At 38.8% G+C, this 17,695-nt stretch carries 16 protein-coding genes; 2 read left to right on the forward strand and 14 right to left on the reverse strand.

The annotated features are described in order from the left end of the window. The first annotated feature begins 1,072 nt into the window (after nt 1-1,072). On the forward strand, nt 1,073-1,720 hold the full coding sequence (locus EM808_RS27380) for an Ltp family lipoprotein (protein ID WP_127742834.1): 648 nt from the start codon (nt 1,073-1,075) through the stop codon (nt 1,718-1,720). A gap of 351 nt (nt 1,721-2,071) precedes the next feature. On the opposite strand, the gene EM808_RS27385 is transcribed toward EM808_RS27380, so the two are convergent. The 13 genes from EM808_RS27385 to nadB form a co-directional block, all read right to left on the reverse strand. Continuing rightward, nucleotides 2,072-2,896: an Ig-like domain-containing protein gene (locus EM808_RS27385; RefSeq protein ID WP_164849815.1), complete on the reverse strand. Its 825-nt coding sequence runs from the start codon at nt 2,894-2,896 to the stop codon at nt 2,072-2,074. A gap of 287 nt (nt 2,897-3,183) precedes the next feature. Further along, nucleotides 3,184-3,489 carry a hypothetical protein gene (locus EM808_RS27390; protein WP_127742838.1) on the reverse strand — a complete coding sequence of 102 codons (306 nt, stop codon included), beginning with the start codon at nt 3,487-3,489 and terminating at the stop codon, nt 3,184-3,186. A 304-nt stretch (nt 3,490-3,793) separates the two neighbouring features. Beyond that, nucleotides 3,794-5,131, reverse strand: coding sequence for a type I glutamate--ammonia ligase (gene glnA, locus EM808_RS27395; RefSeq protein WP_127742840.1), 1,338 nt, complete (start codon nt 5,129-5,131; stop codon nt 3,794-3,796). 32 nt (nt 5,132-5,163) lie between these two features. Continuing rightward, nucleotides 5,164-5,580, reverse strand: a complete 417-nt coding sequence (locus EM808_RS27400) for a MerR family transcriptional regulator (protein ID WP_127742842.1) — start codon at nt 5,578-5,580, stop codon at nt 5,164-5,166. Between the two features lie 108 nt (nt 5,581-5,688). Continuing rightward, a complete protein-coding gene (locus tag EM808_RS27405; RefSeq protein ID WP_127742844.1) occupies nt 5,689-6,960 on the reverse strand; it encodes a methionine gamma-lyase family protein in 1,272 nt (423 codons plus the stop codon). 9 nt (nt 6,961-6,969) lie between these two features. Then, the gene (gene hflX / locus EM808_RS27410; RefSeq protein ID WP_127742846.1) at nt 6,970-8,235 is read right to left on the reverse strand and encodes a GTPase HflX; all 1,266 of its coding nucleotides are present in this window, start codon (nt 8,233-8,235) and stop codon (nt 6,970-6,972) included. A gap of 271 nt (nt 8,236-8,506) precedes the next feature. Next, entirely contained in the window at nt 8,507-9,496 is a 990-nt protein-coding gene (gene spoVK / locus EM808_RS27415; RefSeq protein ID WP_127742848.1) for a stage V sporulation protein K, read from the reverse strand. Nucleotides 9,497-9,677: 181 nt separating this feature from the next. After that, nucleotides 9,678-9,914, reverse strand: coding sequence for an RNA chaperone Hfq (gene hfq, locus EM808_RS27420; RefSeq protein ID WP_127742850.1), 237 nt, complete (start codon nt 9,912-9,914; stop codon nt 9,678-9,680). Nucleotides 9,915-9,953: 39 nt separating this feature from the next. After that, the gene (gene miaA / locus EM808_RS27425) at nt 9,954-10,916 is read right to left on the reverse strand and encodes a tRNA (adenosine(37)-N6)-dimethylallyltransferase MiaA (protein WP_412973763.1); all 963 of its coding nucleotides are present in this window, start codon (nt 10,914-10,916) and stop codon (nt 9,954-9,956) included. Between the two features lie 123 nt (nt 10,917-11,039). After that, on the reverse strand, nt 11,040-12,461 hold the full coding sequence (locus tag EM808_RS27430) for a hypothetical protein (RefSeq protein WP_127742854.1): 1,422 nt from the start codon (nt 12,459-12,461) through the stop codon (nt 11,040-11,042). A gap of 184 nt (nt 12,462-12,645) precedes the next feature. Beyond that, nucleotides 12,646-13,737 carry a quinolinate synthase NadA gene (gene nadA / locus EM808_RS27435; RefSeq protein WP_127742856.1) on the reverse strand — a complete coding sequence of 364 codons (1,092 nt, stop codon included), beginning with the start codon at nt 13,735-13,737 and terminating at the stop codon, nt 12,646-12,648. A gap of 30 nt (nt 13,738-13,767) precedes the next feature. Then, a complete protein-coding gene (gene nadC, locus EM808_RS27440; protein ID WP_127742858.1) occupies nt 13,768-14,601 on the reverse strand; it encodes a carboxylating nicotinate-nucleotide diphosphorylase in 834 nt (277 codons plus the stop codon). Then, the gene (gene nadB / locus EM808_RS27445; RefSeq protein ID WP_127742860.1) at nt 14,570-16,147 is read right to left on the reverse strand and encodes an L-aspartate oxidase; all 1,578 of its coding nucleotides are present in this window, start codon (nt 16,145-16,147) and stop codon (nt 14,570-14,572) included. Before nadB ends, nadC begins: the two co-directional genes overlap by 32 nt. 112 nt (nt 16,148-16,259) lie before the next feature. On the opposite strand from nadB, the gene EM808_RS27450 reads away from it, so the two are divergent. After that, nucleotides 16,260-17,420, forward strand: a complete 1,161-nt coding sequence (locus EM808_RS27450; RefSeq protein WP_127742862.1) for an IscS subfamily cysteine desulfurase — start codon at nt 16,260-16,262, stop codon at nt 17,418-17,420. A gap of 182 nt (nt 17,421-17,602) precedes the next feature. Here the strand turns inward: EM808_RS27450 and EM808_RS27455 are convergent. Next, nucleotides 17,603-17,695, reverse strand: a 93-nt coding sequence (locus EM808_RS27455; RefSeq protein ID WP_164849610.1) for an IS3 family transposase, incomplete at its 5' end; no start/stop codon positions are given.

Below are 17,695 nucleotides of genomic sequence, written 5' to 3' on the forward strand. Positions count from 1 at the left end.
TCAAAATCAACATCGACATTAAATGATATATACATAGCTAGTCACCTCAAGACTAGTATGTAAAATGAAAGCAACTTTGTACATATTTATTCAAGCATTACTGTACATATTTAAAATAGCATTTCTACCTACATACATCTTCAACAAAGTTGGCATTGGCTCTTCATAAACCCTAACCACTATCATGCCTTCATAAGATAATTCTATTTCCTTCTTCTCGGTTAACTTTTTTTGATACAAGCTTCTTATATTGATAATGAATTGTTTAATATGAGCTCTTTCAAGTCACCTAATTGTATTTTTACTTTACGTGTGTTTGAGCCGGCTTCGATTACCTGTTGTTTATTGAGATAGTCTTCATAGTCTTCATTGTCTTCATAGCTTCGTCCTATAGAAATACGATATTTGTACTCAGTTATTGTGAATATAATAGTAAGTGATAAATATATAAAAAAATTAAGAAGTAATATTGGATGGCTAATTGATCGTTCTAAATATGACAGGGAATATTTTGTAAATGATACGATTAGTCTGCAAATACAATAAGTAGTTGGTGTACAGGTAAGAACTATCCTAGCGCACAAATATTATGGGATTTAGCCCATTATTAGAAGATAGAGTCGAATAACTATATTCATATGAGGAGGAATAGGTATTTGGATATAGGTTAAAATGAATTTATATGCCCCCGTTGTCGAGGAAATAAAGTTAATTCACTTAATGATGGGGAAAACTATTTAATTTTTACAATCCTTTTTGCGGTATAAATCCTATTAATTCCAGTTGCAATATTCTTCTTTTATATATATTTACACAAGAAAAATGTTAGTAAGAAAGCATTTTTAGCTATATGTATGGAATGTAAGTACAGATGAGGAATATCTAAAGAAAAGTTTATAGAACAACAAACCGTTGTAAAAAATATAATAAAAGTCCTATCCCTACGAGTAGGTCTTTTGAATTGTAAATTATTTCACTTTTGTCTATTTTTGTCGAATCTATAGTAAGAAAATATCATTTGCAGTAAAGTTAATTTCGCAAATAGAAAAGATATAAATTAGGGAGAAATATTTTGACTAAGAAAGAAAAAGTAAAAAAACCATTTTATAAAAAATGGTGGGTTTGGGTACTCACTGTTATAATCGTAGGGTCGATTGCATCAGGTGGTGAAGAAGACTCGGATCAAGACACTTCAACAGAAAAGGAAAAAACAAGTGAAGTTGTAGCTTCAACTAATGATAGCAGCGAAAAAGCTGAAAAAGAAGAAGCTGAGAAGAAAGCAGCTGAAGAAAAGGCTGCAACTGAGGAAGCCGAAAAGAAAAAAGCTAAAGAGGAAGAAGAAAAGAAAGCTAAAGAAGAAGCTGAAAAAGAAGAAGCTGAGGAGAAAGCTGTAGAAGCAGCAGCAGAAAAGAAAGCTGATGCTGCTGGAGTTGAAGGTGCTAATGCTTTAAGTGCTGCTAGAGGGTATATCGACTACACTTCTTTTAGTCATGAAGGACTTGCTGATCAATTATCATTTGAAGGCTATTCACAAGACGCAATTAACTATGCAATGGAAATAATGGACACAGAAGTGGATTGGAACGAACAGGCAGAGCTGACAGCACAAAGCTATCTGGATTACACAAGTTTTTCACAGTCTGGCCTTGTTGATCAACTAGTATTTGATGGATTTACTAATGAACAGGCACAGCATGGAGCAGACTTTGTATTTCAATAATAATAGTAATCCCCACTTACAAAGAGCGGGGATTTTTTTGCGTATCATTTATAAAGTTCCAATGACTTTCCCGACAGCTATCCCCTCCGACTTGGAGTAGAGTAATATTCTAAAAATGCTTCTTTCTCCTATTATCAAAAGATTTGTCTTGATAATAATGTTCTTCACAATACCAGTTCACTTTTTCCTGCTTATCCCATGGCTTAAATGGTAGCAGCATATTGGCTCATCTAACTTTATAAGCAATTCCTTCACAGTCCTCTTGGTATTCCATCATACTCGTCCTTGCTTTAAATGATAAATGGATTATTACATAAAAAAGAGCCCTACTCAAAAGAGTAGGACACAACATCAATATTCATCAACTACAAAACTAACAATTTCATCATACATAATGTATTCAGTTCTTGAATGAATATTACCTGTTGTAACGTTAAGTTTAAATTCATAATATGGTTTGTCTTCTCCTTTTATATTTAACCAAGATATGAATTTTTCAATTTCTTTTTTTGTTAAATCATATTCATGCAAGTCACCAGTAGTTGTAGTTAATTTAAGGATTCCTTTACTATTATCAACTTCTTCTTCTTTTACAGTAACTTCTGCATTTGCCTTTAAATTACTACCATCTGTAGTTTCAGCTGTAATTGTAACTTTTCCTGTGCTCTTTGCAATCACATTTCCACTATCATCAACAGATGCTATTTCTGAATCACTACTTGTCCATTTAATATTTTTATTTGCTGCTGACTCTGGTAATACTGATGCAATTAATGCTTCACTTGTTCCTTTACCTAACTCTAACGTTTCTTTATTCAATTTTAAAGACTCAACAAGAACATTGTCAGGTTCTTCAGGAGTTTCAGGAGTTTCAGAAGGGTCAAGAAGTTCGCCATTTTCATCTATATCAATAGCATCAGGTGTATTTGAATAGCCACTACCACTCCAAGTGATAACTACTGTATGTCTCTTGTTTTCTAAACCAGTTTTTTCGTATACTAATGTTTGGAATTGATTTTTAAATGGACCAAAAGTCTCCTCCACTCCATCTATTGTTACATGAGCCTTTTTATTATCTATGTTGGTTCTTTGTATAATTCTAATTTTTGTTCCAGTAAAATCAAACCGAACAGTTGCATCCGCCTTGTTAGTGTAACGAGGAACTGATTTATACACCCCAGAAGTACTACCTAATCTTGTCCACGTTGAGCTAATAATTGGCTAATAACTTCTATTAATGGATATTTACTATTATACTCAGTTAGCAGGATAATATGAATTCTAAAAGTTTCAAACCAAGAAAAATACGGCACAAGTAATTTTCTTTTACACTTATTTAATTTATCCTACTCTTTGAGAAAAATATAGTTTAAACATTTAGTGAAAAATCATTTGGCATGACAAGTCCATTTTAACACAGAACCTCACCCGTATGATTCTCATATTTTTCTAGTGTGTCCTTCTCAATTATCTTTTAGCATTTTTCTAAAAGGAATCAAATCCAATCCAATTGAATTTTCTGGGATTGATTTAACCATTTTAGCTTTATGTTGAACTCCCCCAAAAAATAAAATTAAAAAATACAGCAATGCTGTTACACCCATCCAAATATATAAATTCATATAAAGTAAAGAGACAATTATTATAGGGAAAAATAGACTGAATGTTAAATATAAAATTATCAATTTGTTAGCTTTTATATTTCTAAGAAATACATTTTTAAATCCAAATTGCTTCTTATATTCTTTTAATAGTTCAAAAATAAACAACTTGTTACTTCCTTTTCAATAATTAATAATATGACTTAAGATATTGTATCAATAAATTGCAATATTACTATGTACAAAAAGACTTGGTCATAAAAACTACCAAGTCACTGTTGATTTATATTCTCATATATGGAAAAAATTGAGAAGGACACACTAGAAAAATATAAAAATCATATGGGTGATGTCCTGGGTTAAAAATAATTCATGGGCGTTTCATGGGTACAGTCATCACCATACCCAATCCTAAACCTTCGCACCCATGAATTAATTATTCAAAACCCACTTATATCAACGTTCTAACCTCTTAGTACATTTCCATGTATTGATCTCTCTCCCATGGATGCACTTGTGTGCGGAACATATCCCACTCAATCTCTTTAGCTTCTACAAAGTGTACGAAAATATGCTCTCCTAAAGCGTCAATCATTGTTTGATCTTGCTTTAGTTCTGTTAATGCGTCTGCAAGTGTTGATGGCAAATCAACGATGCCTTCTGCTAGGCGTTCTTCTTTGCTCATGATGTAAATGTTGCGGTCTACTGGTGCTGGCGGAGTCAATTCGTTTTTGATTCCGTCAAGGCCTGCTGCTAGCAATGCTGCCATTGCTAGGTATGGGTTAGCTGCTGGGTCCACGCTGCGTACTTCAACGCGTGTGCTTAGTCCGCGTGATGCTGGAATACGCATTAATGGTGAACGGTTGCGAGCAGACCATGCTACATAACATGGTGCTTCGTAGCCTGGCACTAAGCGCTTGTAAGAGTTTACAGTCGGGTTAGTGATTGCTGTGAAGCTTGTTGCATGCTTAACGATACCAGCGATGAATTGTAGTGCTGTTTCGCTCATTTCAAGCTCTGTGTTTTGATCGTAGAATGCGTTTTGACCGTTCTTAAATAGGGAAAGGTTACAGTGCATTCCAGAACCGTTAACGCCGAATAGTGGCTTTGGCATGAATGTTGCGTGCAGTCCGTGTTTGCGTGCGATTGTTTTTACGACTAATTTAAATGTTTGGATTTGGTCACAAGCTGTGACTGCATCCGCATATTTGAAATCGATTTCGTGCTGTCCTGGAGCTACTTCATGGTGAGATGCTTCAATTTCAAAGCCCATTTCTTCTAGCTCTAACACGATGTCGCGGCGGCAGTTTTCGCCAAGGTCTGTTGGCGCTAGGTCGAAGTAGCCTCCGTTATCGTTCAATTCAAGAGATGGTTGCCCCTTTTCGTCCAATTTGAACAGGAAGAATTCTGGTTCAGGTCCTAAGTTGAAATCAGTAAAGCCGAGAGCTTCCATTTCTTTAAGAACACGACGTAGGTTATTACGCGGATCTCCTTCAAATGGTGTGCCATCTGGATTGTAAATATCACAGATAAGTCGTGCAACCTTGCCTTTTTCTGCTGTCCATGGGAAAACAACCCATGTGTTCAAATCTGGATATAGGTACATATCAGATTCTTCGATTCTTACAAATCCTTCGATGGAAGAGCCATCAAACATCATTTTGTTGTCTAGGGCTTTATCAAGCTGACTGATTGGAATCTCAACATTCTTGATTGTTCCTAAAATATCCGTAAATTGAAGTCGAATGAATTTTACATTACTTTCTTCTGCAAAACGTTTGATATCCTCTTTTGAATAGTTCTTTGCCACGGCTATTTCCTCCTCTTAAGTCCCTTTAATATCTATCTCTGAAAAAATTGAGATCCTCCCTGTCCCATTGAATTGCGGCCATTATTGTTAAAACGTCCTGCATTCAACAGCTCCTTGCGCAAAAGTTTACGCAAGTCTTCATCTGTAAGCTCTCTGCGAGCCTTTTCTGCTTCTTTCTTTACATCCTCTGTTATAACTTGCTTTTCCTTCACTGAGAATATTTGTTTAATCCCAGCGAGGTTAACACCTTGATCGATTAGATCCTTAATTTCCAATAGTTTGTCAATATCAGTTAAGGAAAACAGTCGCCTGTTGCCATCCGTTCTTGCTGGAGCAATTAGTTCGTGCTCTTCATAGTAGCGAATTTGTCGAGCGGACAGCTCTGTTAACTGCATGACAATACTAATTGGGAATAGAGGCATCGACCGACGAATTTGACTACCAGACATAGCGATTCGGCTCCTTTAGATTGATTGTATTTACCCAACTTCATTATAGTTTTGGATAGATTTATTGTCAACAAATGTTACAATTTCTAACCTCTGGATGCAATTTTTTTATGCTAACGTAATCAGCTTTTGTTCCAATAGTCTGTCAACTGCCATACATACAGCGATTTTTACATGAGAATACGTTAATCCGCCCTGTACGTAAGCAACATATGGCGGTCTGATCGGACCGTCGGCAGTAAGCTCAATGCTTGCACCTTGAATAAACGTTCCTGCTGCCATAATGACATCATCTTCATAGCCTGGCATATAATTAGGATATGGTGTGACATGTGAATTGACTGGTGATGCGTACTGCACAGCCTGGCAGAATGCGACCATCTTTTCTTTATCATCAAATTGCACCGATTGAATCAAGTCTGTACGCGGCACATTCCATTTCGGCGATGAATTCATCCCAAGCTTTTCAAGCATAGCTGCAGTAAACACAGCACCCTTTAAGCTTTGCCCGACAACATGTGGTGCAAGGAAAAATCCTTGGTACATTTCCTGCAGACTGTAAAGGGATGCTCCAGCCTCCGCTCCAATGCCTGGGGATGTCATCCGATAGGAGCATGCTTCCACGTACTTTTCTTTCCCAACAATATAACCGCCAGTTTTAGCAATACCGCCGCCTGGGTTTTTTATAAGAGATCCTGCCATTAAATCTGCCCCAACATGACATGGCTCAAGGTCCTCTACGAATTCTCCGTAGCAATTGTCCACAAATACAACAACATCGCTTTTCAATTCCTTGACGAAATCAATCATTTCCTTGATTTCTGCAATGGTAAAGGAAGGTCTTGTTGCATAACCCTTTGAGCGCTGGATGCCAATCATTTTTGTATTGCTCTTAATGCTTGAAGCGATTTTTTCGAAATCAGGACGTCCGTCCTCTTTTAGGGCGACACTATTATAAGAAATGCCGAATTCCTTTAAGGAGCCTGTGCCATTCCCTCTAATCCCGACGATTTCTTCTAATGTATCGTATGGTTTTCCTGTAATATACAGTAGCTCATCTCCTGGACGCAGCACTCCAAATAACGCAATGCTGATTGCGTGTGTCCCTGAAATGATTTGCGGGCGCACAAGTCCTGCCTCTCCGCCGAACACTTCTGCATAAATTCGTTCAAGTGTATCTCTTCCTAAATCATCATAGCCGTAGCCTGTTGTTGGAATGAAATGAGATTCGCTCACCTTATTGTTTTGGAAGCTTTTCAGAACACGAAATTGATTTTCGTCAATTCGTTCGTCGATTCTTTTATGAACTTCCTTCACTTGTTCTTCTACCTCTCCGACAAGAACTCGGAGTTTATCACCAAATGTTAATTGATCGTACATACTGTTCTCCTATCGTGTTGCTTTATAAGCCTGCAGCTGTCCGGAAAGGCTTGTGTCATGTAAACAATAGCCTTTGCACGTATACTGCTGTTCTTCCTCTTCGAATACAAGGCTTCTAAGTATACTTTCATTTTTCAGCTGTGCCAGCAGCTTACCATTGCTTGCTGGAACGACAACCTCATAATATTCCATATTCTCAATCATCGTGTCTTCAATTTTTTGCTTTAGTTTCATTCTGTCATCTGCGTTTAAGGCACTTATTTCGATACTGTCCAGCTTTGAGGACGGCACAAAGTCTGCGTGCACAAGGTCGCGCTTGTTATAAACAGTAATTTGCGGAATTGCCGGAATTTCCAGGTCTGCAAGCAATTTATGCACTGTTTCCTCATGCTGGTAATATTCCTCGTTTGCCATATCGACAACATGTAATAGCAAATCTGCTTCACGCACTTCCTCTAATGTGGAGCGAAACGCAGCAACGAGCGTTGTTGGCAAGTCTTGGATGAACCCAACTGTATCCGTAATAAGCGCACTGAATCCACTCGGCAAAATGACCTTTCTTGTCATTGGATCAAGTGTCGCAAACAAGATGTTTTCCTCAAAGGAATCTGCTTCTGCCACGCGGTTAAACAGCGTGGATTTACCAGCGTTTGTATAACCTACAAGCGCAATTTGGAAAGTTCTGTTGCGCTTTCTTCTTTCTCTGTATCTGTCACGGTGTTCAACGATCACATTCAATTGGCTTTTAATATCATCGATTCTGCGGCGGATATGACGTCTGTCTGATTCCAGCTTTGTTTCACCAGGACCTCTTGTCCCGATACCAGCACCTAGTCTGGAAAGCTGAAGACCTTGTCCACCAAGCCTTGGCAGCAAATATTGCAGCTGTGCCAGCTCAACCTGCAGCTTCCCTTCCTTTGAGCGTGCTCTTCCTGCAAAGATATCCAAAATCAATTGTGTTCTGTCTATGATACGTGCTTCGATATTTTTGGAAAGATTGCGAACTTGGCTTGGGGACAGCTCATCATTGAAAATGATTATATCTGCGTCCATTTCCTCTGCCAGCACTTCTAATTCTTCCACTTTCCCTTTACCTATGTATGTTGAAGGATGAATCCTGTCTCGATTTTGTGTGATGGAAGCAACCACTTGACCGTGTGCTGTTTCCGTTAGACTTGCGAGCTCTTCCATGGAGTATTCAAATCTTGCAGTGTCATCTGTCGTTTGACAGCCAACAAGGATTACTTTCTCTGTTGATTCTTTTGTTTCATTCAAAAGAAAACCCTCTTTCTACTCTTTGTCTATATTATAGCAAAAATAACGCTTTCTTCACTATTTCTACAATAATAGTATGTGATTATTTTCTATTAATAATCACGCTACTTGCGACTCGCGTTCCTTTACAGTAGCATATTCCATGTGAGAAAAACAGTATTTTTTCCCGTCCTAACAATTCCTATTAAAACATACGGAAAAATACAAAAACTTGTCTTTTACAAAAAAACAGGAACACAGAAAAATTAGTGTTCCTGCCTATTATAAGCTGTTAAAAGCCATTGTTCATTGTTGGTATTTCCTCATTTGGCTTTGACGTGCTTTCATAAATGAGGTCATTGCTTCTTAATGTCATTAACTCGTGTTTGTCATAATTACCTTGCATAAGCAAGCGCATGCTCTGTGCACGAATGGACTTCTCTAAAACATTGCGAATATACCTGCCGTTTGAAAAACTGCGCATATTTTGCCCTGTACGGACATAGGTCAAATGTGTTTTTAGCGATTTCTCTGCTTCATGACTTAATGTATACTCCCGCTCAATAAGCATCCTTTTGCCAATTTCCATCAACTGGTCTGTCGAGTAATCAGGAAAATCGATGACTAGTGGAAAGCGTGAATGTAGTCCAGGATTTAAGGATAAAAAGAAATCCATTTCCCTTGAATAGCCTGCTAGTATAAGAATAAACTCATGCTGTTTATCCTCCATATGCTTTACAAGTGTATCAATCGCTTCCTTGCCGAAATCCTTTTCCCCGCCCCTGCCTAATGAGTAAGCTTCATCAATGAACAGGATGCCACCAAGCGCTTTTTTTACTAAGTCTCTTGTCTTTTGGGCTGTGTGACCAATATATTCACCAACTAAATCAGCCCGTTCTGCTTCAATTAAATGTCCCTTTGACAAAACATTCATCTTTTGAAATAACTTGCCGATTAAGCGGGCAACCGTCGTTTTGCCTGTGCCGGGATTCCCCTTGAACATCATATGTAGAGCCTGTTTGCCAGCCTTTAAGCCATGCTCCTCCCTTTTTTTGTTTACATATATCCAGGCATATATTTCCTTAATCATTTTCTTCATTTCATCCATGCCTACAAGACTGCTAAGCTCTTCCTCTATTTCTTTAAGTGCGCTATGTTCACTTGTCATTTTTTTCGGGATTGATTCAGCTTCTGGCAGTTCTTTTGGAAGAACCTTCTTTTTCTGCGAGTTGATAACAACACTAATCTGTCCATTATTCTTCATCCGGATCGGATGCTCCAAAAGCCACACCTCCTAACGTGGATATGCCGAATATGGCATAAGGCATGTTTGCCTGTTTCTTTTCACTCCATAAATAATGTATATTCAATAACAGCTTCATTCATTAGTGAAAATTTTAATTTTACATACATATCAAAAAAAGGCGCAAAAAAACTCCAGGCCGTCTGCCTGGAGTTTTTGATTATGCTTGTGTGCCTTCTAAATCAATTTGAACATTCTTTTGCGGAGCAAAAGTGGAAATCGCATGCTTGTAAACTAATTGCTGCTTGCCTTCTGATTCAAATAATACTGTAAAATTGTCGAAACCTTTTATAAGTCCGCGAATTTGGAATCCGTTTAATAGGAATACTGTGACACTAGTACCATCTTTGCGTAGTTGATTTAAAAATTGGTCTTGGATATTAACTGATTGCTTCATGAAAATCCTCCTCTTTTCTCTCTGCTATTATGTATTCGATTAATTCTTAAGCATTCCTTCTAAATAACGCGAAATTTCCTTTATTTTTTTAGAAATGTCATTAGATTTGACACTATCTGTCATATCAAACCATTTTACACTCATTTTATTGCGAAACCAAGTTAATTGCCTTTTCGCATATCTTCTTGAGTTTTGCTTTAACTCTAAAACAGCGTCCTCTAATGAAGATCTGTCTTCAAAATATTTATAAATTTCCTTGTAGCCGATTGCTTGAATGGATTGGCAATCCTTTAAGCCAGCATCAAAGAAATGCTTCACCTCAGGGAGAAGTCCTTCCTCCATCATCTTGTCGACACGGAGGTTTATTCTTTCATATAATAAATCCCGATCCATCGTCAAGCCAATGATGGCTGCGTCATACAGCATTTCCTCACTTTGGTTCTCTTGGAGCTCTGACATTCGTTTTCCTGTCACATGGAAAACTTCCAGTGCCCGAATAACCCTGCGAACATTATGGTGATGAATGCTTGCGGCTGTTATAGGATCGATTTGCTCAAGCATATTATGAATCTCTAATGTGCCTTTTTCATCGGCGAGAGCTTCTAGTGATGCCCTGTAGTCTGGATCTGCTGTTGGTGCTTCCTGGAATTGATAATCATACAGCACGGATTGAATATAAAGGCCAGTGCCACCGACAATAAACGGCACTTTGCCGCGATTTGTAATATCCTTGATTTTGCTGCGGACTAATGTTTGAAATTCAGCTACAGAAAAGGCCTCATCTGGATCAACAATATCAATTAAATGGTGCGGTATTCCTTCCATTTCATCGTTTGTGATTTTAGCTGTCCCAATATCCATCCCTCTGTAGATTTGCATCGAATCCCCGCTGATAATTTCTCCATTGAATTTTTCCGCTAATTCAATGCTCAGCTTTGTTTTGCCAACAGCTGTCGGACCGATTAATACAATAACTTTTTCCTTATCTGTCAAACCATTCAACTGCCTTTTATAACTTTTTAGCACAAGTAATCTTGACTTTTTTTATTGTACCATAAATACATGCTTACGTTTAACATCTAACAATTATTGCCCTGATTTTCCCGAATTATACACCTTATCCCTTTAATCTGTATCTATTTCTTGATTCTTATTATCTCTGACGATAATTTCGTAAGGATTGTCTTCCGTTATTTCTTTTATTTCGTTTGTTTCTAAAAATCTCGTGATGCTTCTTTTTACCTCTCTTGCGATGACTTCTGCATCCTTGTCCGTTTTTAACAAGTAAAGCCTAACATCGAACTTCATAACACCATCGTCTGGATCTGCAAAAAGTGCCTTAAATGTATAATTTTCTGAGCTTGCCAAGGCAGAATTAATATATTCTATAACATTTCCCCAAGTGTAGGTTTGTTCATGATCTTTATATCTGTATTCTTCCACAAATAATTTGCGGTCGTCCTTGTATTCATTAAGGATAGCTTGAGTTATATTCTCTGCTTCTTGTTTCTTGCCAATTTCCTCAGGAATCTCAATACTCCAAGCAACTGTAGACCAATTAACCCAAAGGGGATAAAACATATCACTATTAATCTCAAATTCACCCATAATTTTTTCGGATAATTGATTTACTATTTTTTCTGTTATCTCATTTGAAACTTCTGTTTCCTCATCCATTTCTACTTCTTCCATTTGTGGACTTTCTTCTGGGATATAGAAATTCGTTTCCAAAAAGAAGTCTAGGTTCCTCTTTTGCATCTCTTCCTCTATGAATGAAATAATCTCTTCCTGTTTGGCTTCGTTTTCTTTCCCTTCTATATCCAAATAGGCATATTCTGCATTACTATCGACTGAAAAATAGACATCCTGATAGCCTGCTGTTTCAATTGCAGCGCGTACATCATCCAATGCTTCTTCCTGCTTTATTGACTCTTTATATAGTGCCAAAATATCGATGCCAGGATTAACCTCTGCCTCAGCCTTTAATGCTTGGCTGCCTGCCCCTCCAATAAAAAAAAACAGTAAGAGGGTTATGATTGGTGCAAGTTTCTTGATTTGGAATGGACGCTTAACCTCTGGTGGCTCCTCCACATCGATATAAGCCAACATACTATGAAGCTGCTGTTTTAATTGCTGCAGGTCTGCCCCTGTTTGACCAGAGGTCCACTGCAGCAAAGCATCCATCAGCATTTGCTTCGCTTCTTTTTCGCTATAACCTATAATTCTTGCACTTTTCTGGATACTGTAGTCTTTATAATAGTGCAAAATAAGCAGCAGTCGTCCCTGTTTATCCACTTTTCTCAGACCATTTAGGAAACTATTCTGCACTTGATAATATTGCCCTGCACTTGGCACCTTTTCTACTTGTTTAGCGAGCAGCTTTAACAGTCTGCGCTCTGACTTTATCGGAATTATTGCATTTACTGCTTCCTTTTTTGTTTCTTCTATTAATAATGCTGCCTCTTTTTCATTATTTGCAACGATGTTGGCAATCCTCATAAGCTCTTGATTTAAAGCGATGATATTTTTTTGATTTTTGTCTGCCAATAACCGTCTTCCTTTCTATTATCCCACTGTATATATTGAAAACTAGTTTAGAATAGAATTCCAACAATACCATTTTATAGGGTAATAACTGAAAAGTCATTAAATTATGACAAATGAAATGTAAAAAATCTGTTTCCTTTTCATATTTTTATGTAAAAGGAAACAGATTATGAGATTGCAAGGATTATTGCTGCAGCATTTTGTTGAGGGCGTGTCTCGCTTTGTTTGCTATCGCCTCTTCGACTATAATGCGATTGCTGGCAAAGCCGTCCTCAAGGGATTCGAGACACCACACTAAATGAGGTAGGTCAATACGATTCATGGTCAAGCATGCACACATATAAGGATTTAAGCTGATTATATGCTTATCAGGATGATTTTGAATCATTCTGTTGACGAGATTCATTTCGGTTCCCACTGCAAAGGAAGTACCCGGTAAAGCTTGTTCAATCTCCGTAATAATAAAATTGGTGGAGCCCGCCATATCCGAAAGTGCAACAACCTCGCGACTGCATTCGGGATGAACGATAACTTTCATGTCAGGATGTTTTTTTCGGATATTTTCAATATTGGCGGTCGTGAAGTTTTCATGTACAGAACAATGTCCTTTCCATAAAATCACCGTCACCTTTTCCAAATCTCCTTCAAACAGTAAGTCATTTTGAATGGGGTCCCAGATAGCCATATGCTCAAGAGGGATGCCGAGCTTATAGGCGGTATTTCTGCCTAAATGCTGATCTGGGAGAAACAGAAGTCTTTCCTTTTTGGTAAGCGCCCATTCCACCAGTTGCTCTGCATTGGAAGATGTTACGGTCGCACCACCGTGTTCACCGACAAATGCCTTAATGGCTGCAGTTGAATTAACATAGGTTAATGGGATAATTGTCTCTCCGAAGGTTTGCGTTAACGCATTCCATGCCCGATTCGTTTCGTATATATCGGCCATATCGGCCATCGAGCAGCCTGCCCTCATGTCAGGCAAATACACCTTCTGGTCATTCGTTGTCAGAATATCAGCTGTTTCTGCCATAAAGTGTACACCGCAAAAAACAATAAATTCTGCTTTTCTGTTTGCAGCAGCAATCTGGGCCAACTGCAGGCTGTCACCTGTCGCATCCGAAAATTGGAAAACCTCATCCTTTTGATAATGATGGCCAAGGATGAATAATCTGTCGCCAAGCCTGCTCTTTACTGCTTTTGCCCGCTCCTCTAATTCGTTGATCTCCATAGTCATATAATGCACAGGAATCTGTCTAACGCCTTCTAATAAGTTCACCGCTCAAGTTCCCCCTCTTCATTCCTATATCTAAAAGCTAGCTTTCACACTTATATCTAATGCTGTTGCTGAATGGGTTATAAATCCCAAAGAAATATAATCGACACCACAATCTTTATAAGCAGGTAAATTTTCCAGTGTGATTCCGCCAGATGCTTCTGTTGTCACCGTTTCAGGAACATGCGGTATCCATTTAGCAATGTCTTCTGGTGAGATGTTATCGAACATGATAACATCTGCCCCTGCTGCTAAAGCATCCTGCATTTGCTCGAATGACTCTGTTTCTACCTCTACTTTAATCATATGGCCTATTGATTGTTTGACTGCACGAACTGCCTCTTTTATTCCTCCAGCAAAGGAAATATGATTATCCTTAATCATCACTGCATCGTACAAACCAAACCGATGATTAAACCCGCCTCCGACCATGACTGCATATTTTTCGAGCATGCGCAGCCCTGGTGTTGTTTTTCTTGTATCACAAATTTTTGTATAGCTGCTGTTTAATGCTTCTACTGCTTTACTTGTTAATGTGGAAATCCCGCTCATTCTCTGGATAAGATTTAAGATAACCCGTTCTCCCTTGAGCAGGTTCTTTATATCGCCTCTAACAGTGGCAATCGTTTGGCCGGGCTCGATTCTTTCTCCGTCCTCCAAATGGACCTGAACATCTATTTTGCCATCGAGAAGGGAAAAGCCTAGCTTAATAATGTCCTCTCCGCAAAAAATCCCTGTTGATTTAGCAAGGAAGATAATTTCGCCTTCCTGATGATTTGGAAAAATGATGTCTGATGTTTTATCACCATCGCCGATATCCTCGTTTAAAAAACATTCAAGTTGCTGCCGCAATTTTAATTGGTTCATCGCTTACACCCTCATTCCTTTCGATTTTTAGGAGAACTGTCTGCTTTCTCCAGCTTTCTGCTTCTTCGGGAAAATCGCTTCTAAAGTGCCCACCCCTGCTTTCTGTGCGACTTAGGGCCGCTTTTGTTACGAGATAGGCTGTCAGCACCATAAAATACGTTTGCCATGCTTCCTTTTCAGAACAAGCTGTTTGCACTTCCCATTTTTCCCCATTCAAATAAGATTCTAACCATAATTGATGCTCCTGCAGTGTTTTTTCTGTCCTGACAATTCCAACTGAAGCCATTGTTCGTTGTTGTAGCTCCTTTATGCTTGGGAAACTTTTGAATTTCTTATGCATATGTATCGTTTCTGCTTCTGTGGTAGCTTCTGATTTTTGGTTGCCTTTTTCATTCAAGTATGTAGCTAGCTCGCTTCCCATATACAAGCCCTCAAGCAAGGAGTTACTCGCAAGCCTGTTTGCTCCATGCAAACCAGTGCAGGCTGCCTCGCCAATGGCATACAATCCGTCGACAGACGTTTTCCCGCAAAGATCTGTCTCAATGCCACCCATTAAAAAATGACAGCCTGGAGCAACAGGAATTTTTTTGTTATGGAGATTAATACCATGCTGTTTGCATAATGCTGTGATACCGGGAAAGCGGTCTGCAAAGTTTTCCACCTTCGAAATATCTAAATAGACTGACTCGCCTTTTTTCCAATATTGGTAGATTCTTTGCGCAACGATATGACGTGGTGCCAAGTCCTTGTATGGATGAACATCAGCCATAATGGGAACTCCGCTTTCATTAACAAGAAAACCGCCCTCACCTCTGACTGCCTCTGAGACTAGTCCTACTGTTTTTCCGTCAACATACAGCAAGGTAGGATGAAATTGAATAAATTCCATGTTAATGATGTTTGCTCCCGCCAAATAAGCAAGCGCGATGCCATCACCAGTGATTGTTGCTGCGTTTGAAGTATATTCATATATTTGCCCGCATCCTCCTGTGGCGATAATTGTATGATTGGCTATAATGCGATTTTTAGTACCGTCTGCCATAATAGCTTTTGCACCAATACAGCTGCCTTTATCTGAAAGGATCAGCTCATATACAAACACGTCTTCTTTGATTGTTACATGAGCAGGCATTGTGGCTACAAGGAACTCTATCACTTTTTTTCCTGTCTCATCACCGCCGCTATGGACAATGCGATTTTCTGAATGTGCTCCTTCCATGCCAAGCCTCCAGTTGCCGTTTTTCTCTTCATCAAATGCACATCCTGCTGCTGCCAAATCATGTAAGAGGACAGGAGCCATTTTAGTGATATTCTTAACAGTAGCAATGTGGTTATGAAATCGGCCTGCTTCTAGTGTGTCAAGGGCATGCTGTTCATAGCTGTCTTTAGAACTGATGCTTGCTGCAATGCCACCTTGAGCCAAATAAGAATTACTCGTTACAAGACTCATCTTTGTGAGAACCATCACATTTAAATGAGATGAAAGCTTACGTGCCAGCTGTAAACTGGCGATACCACTGCCAATTATCAATACATCTGTTTTCATTATTCTCCTCCTGTTTTTACAGGTGTCTTGACACTTATATTTACATAGATTTAAACTAATGACAAGTATTTTTTTAGATTCCTAGTTTTTGCTTTTAGAAAGGATGTGCAAAATGATTTATTTAGATTACGCAGCAACATGTCCGCTTGATTCTGATGCTGGCAAGATGTACCTGGAGGTTTCAACGGACTATTATGGGAATAGCAGCAGTCTTCACGATATTGGAGGAAAAGCAAGCGATTTACTGGAAGGCTGTCGAGGAGAAATGGCACGATTGCTTGGAGTGGAAAAAAGCGGCATATATTTTACAAGCGGCGGAACTGAAAGTAATTTCCTTGCGATAACTGCACTCCTCTCTGCCAATAAAAGAGCTGACAAGCATATTATTACAACAGCAAGTGAGCATTCATCTATCCATGGAACGATGAAAAGATTAGCAGCGGATGGGTATGCGGTAACCTTTTTGCCGCTTGGTGCAAACGGAATTATTGATGAACAGATGCTTGAAGCGTGTATAAAACCGGAAACTGTGCTTGTATCGATTCAACATGTTAATTCTGAGATCGGCGCCATTCAGCCTATTGAAAAAATCGGCACAATATTAAAGGAAAGAGGTATTTATTTTCATAGTGATATGGTGCAAAGCTTTGGAAAGCTGGATATTGCCGCGATTTCTGCCAAAGTCGATTCCCTCTCCATATCAAGCCATAAATTCTACGGTCCTAAGGGAGTCGGTTTAACTTATATTTCTCCTGCCATCCCATGGACCTGCTTTCTTCCTGGTACAACACATGAAAATGGCTTCCGGGCGGGAACGGTGAATATTGCCGGTATCGCCGCAATGTGTGTTGCTGCCCAAAAAGCTGTGAAAAGGTTGGCAGTTGATTATGCTCATTATCAAGCATTACGAGAAATCGTAATGGAATTGGCCAGCTCTACCGATTACTTAACTGTTTTTCAGTGCGGTAACCAGCTTCCAGCCGTTGTTGGCATGCGAATATTGGGAATGGAAGGACAGTGGACAATGCTTGAATGTAATCGCAGAGGCTTTGCTATTTCAACAGGAAGTGCTTGTCAAACAGGACAGCAGGCTCCTTCGAAAACGATGAAGGCTTTAGGATTATCGGACGAGGAAGCGAAGGAATTCGTACGTATTTCTTTTGGGAGAGCAACAACTATTGATGATGTGAAAGCCTTTATGCAAGCAGTAGTCTCCGTTGCAAATGAGCGTAATGCTTTAAGAAGTATAAATGAGGCGGGGACAAAACAATAGATAACCTTTCTAAACACGAATAATAAGATTACATCTAAATTTTAAAAATGAATCACGTGACTAAATAGAAAGTGGGTTTAATTAGTTCGTTTCATTGCGCTGCAGTCACTCGCTTTCCGCGGGGAGGAAGCTGAGCCTCCTCGTCTTCTGAAGTGACCCCAAAAAGTTGGACAGTATTTTTGTTAAGCTGCTGTCTGGGTAAGAGTCCGATACTGGATCGGGCTCTTACCTTTTAATTTGGTTTTGATTCTAATGTTATTGTAGTAATGAATATA

Origin of the sequence: Niallia taxi, from assembly GCF_004005475.1 — a bacterium.
In the GTDB taxonomy this organism is placed as follows: Bacteria; Bacillota; Bacilli; order Bacillales; family Cytobacillaceae; genus Niallia; species Niallia taxi.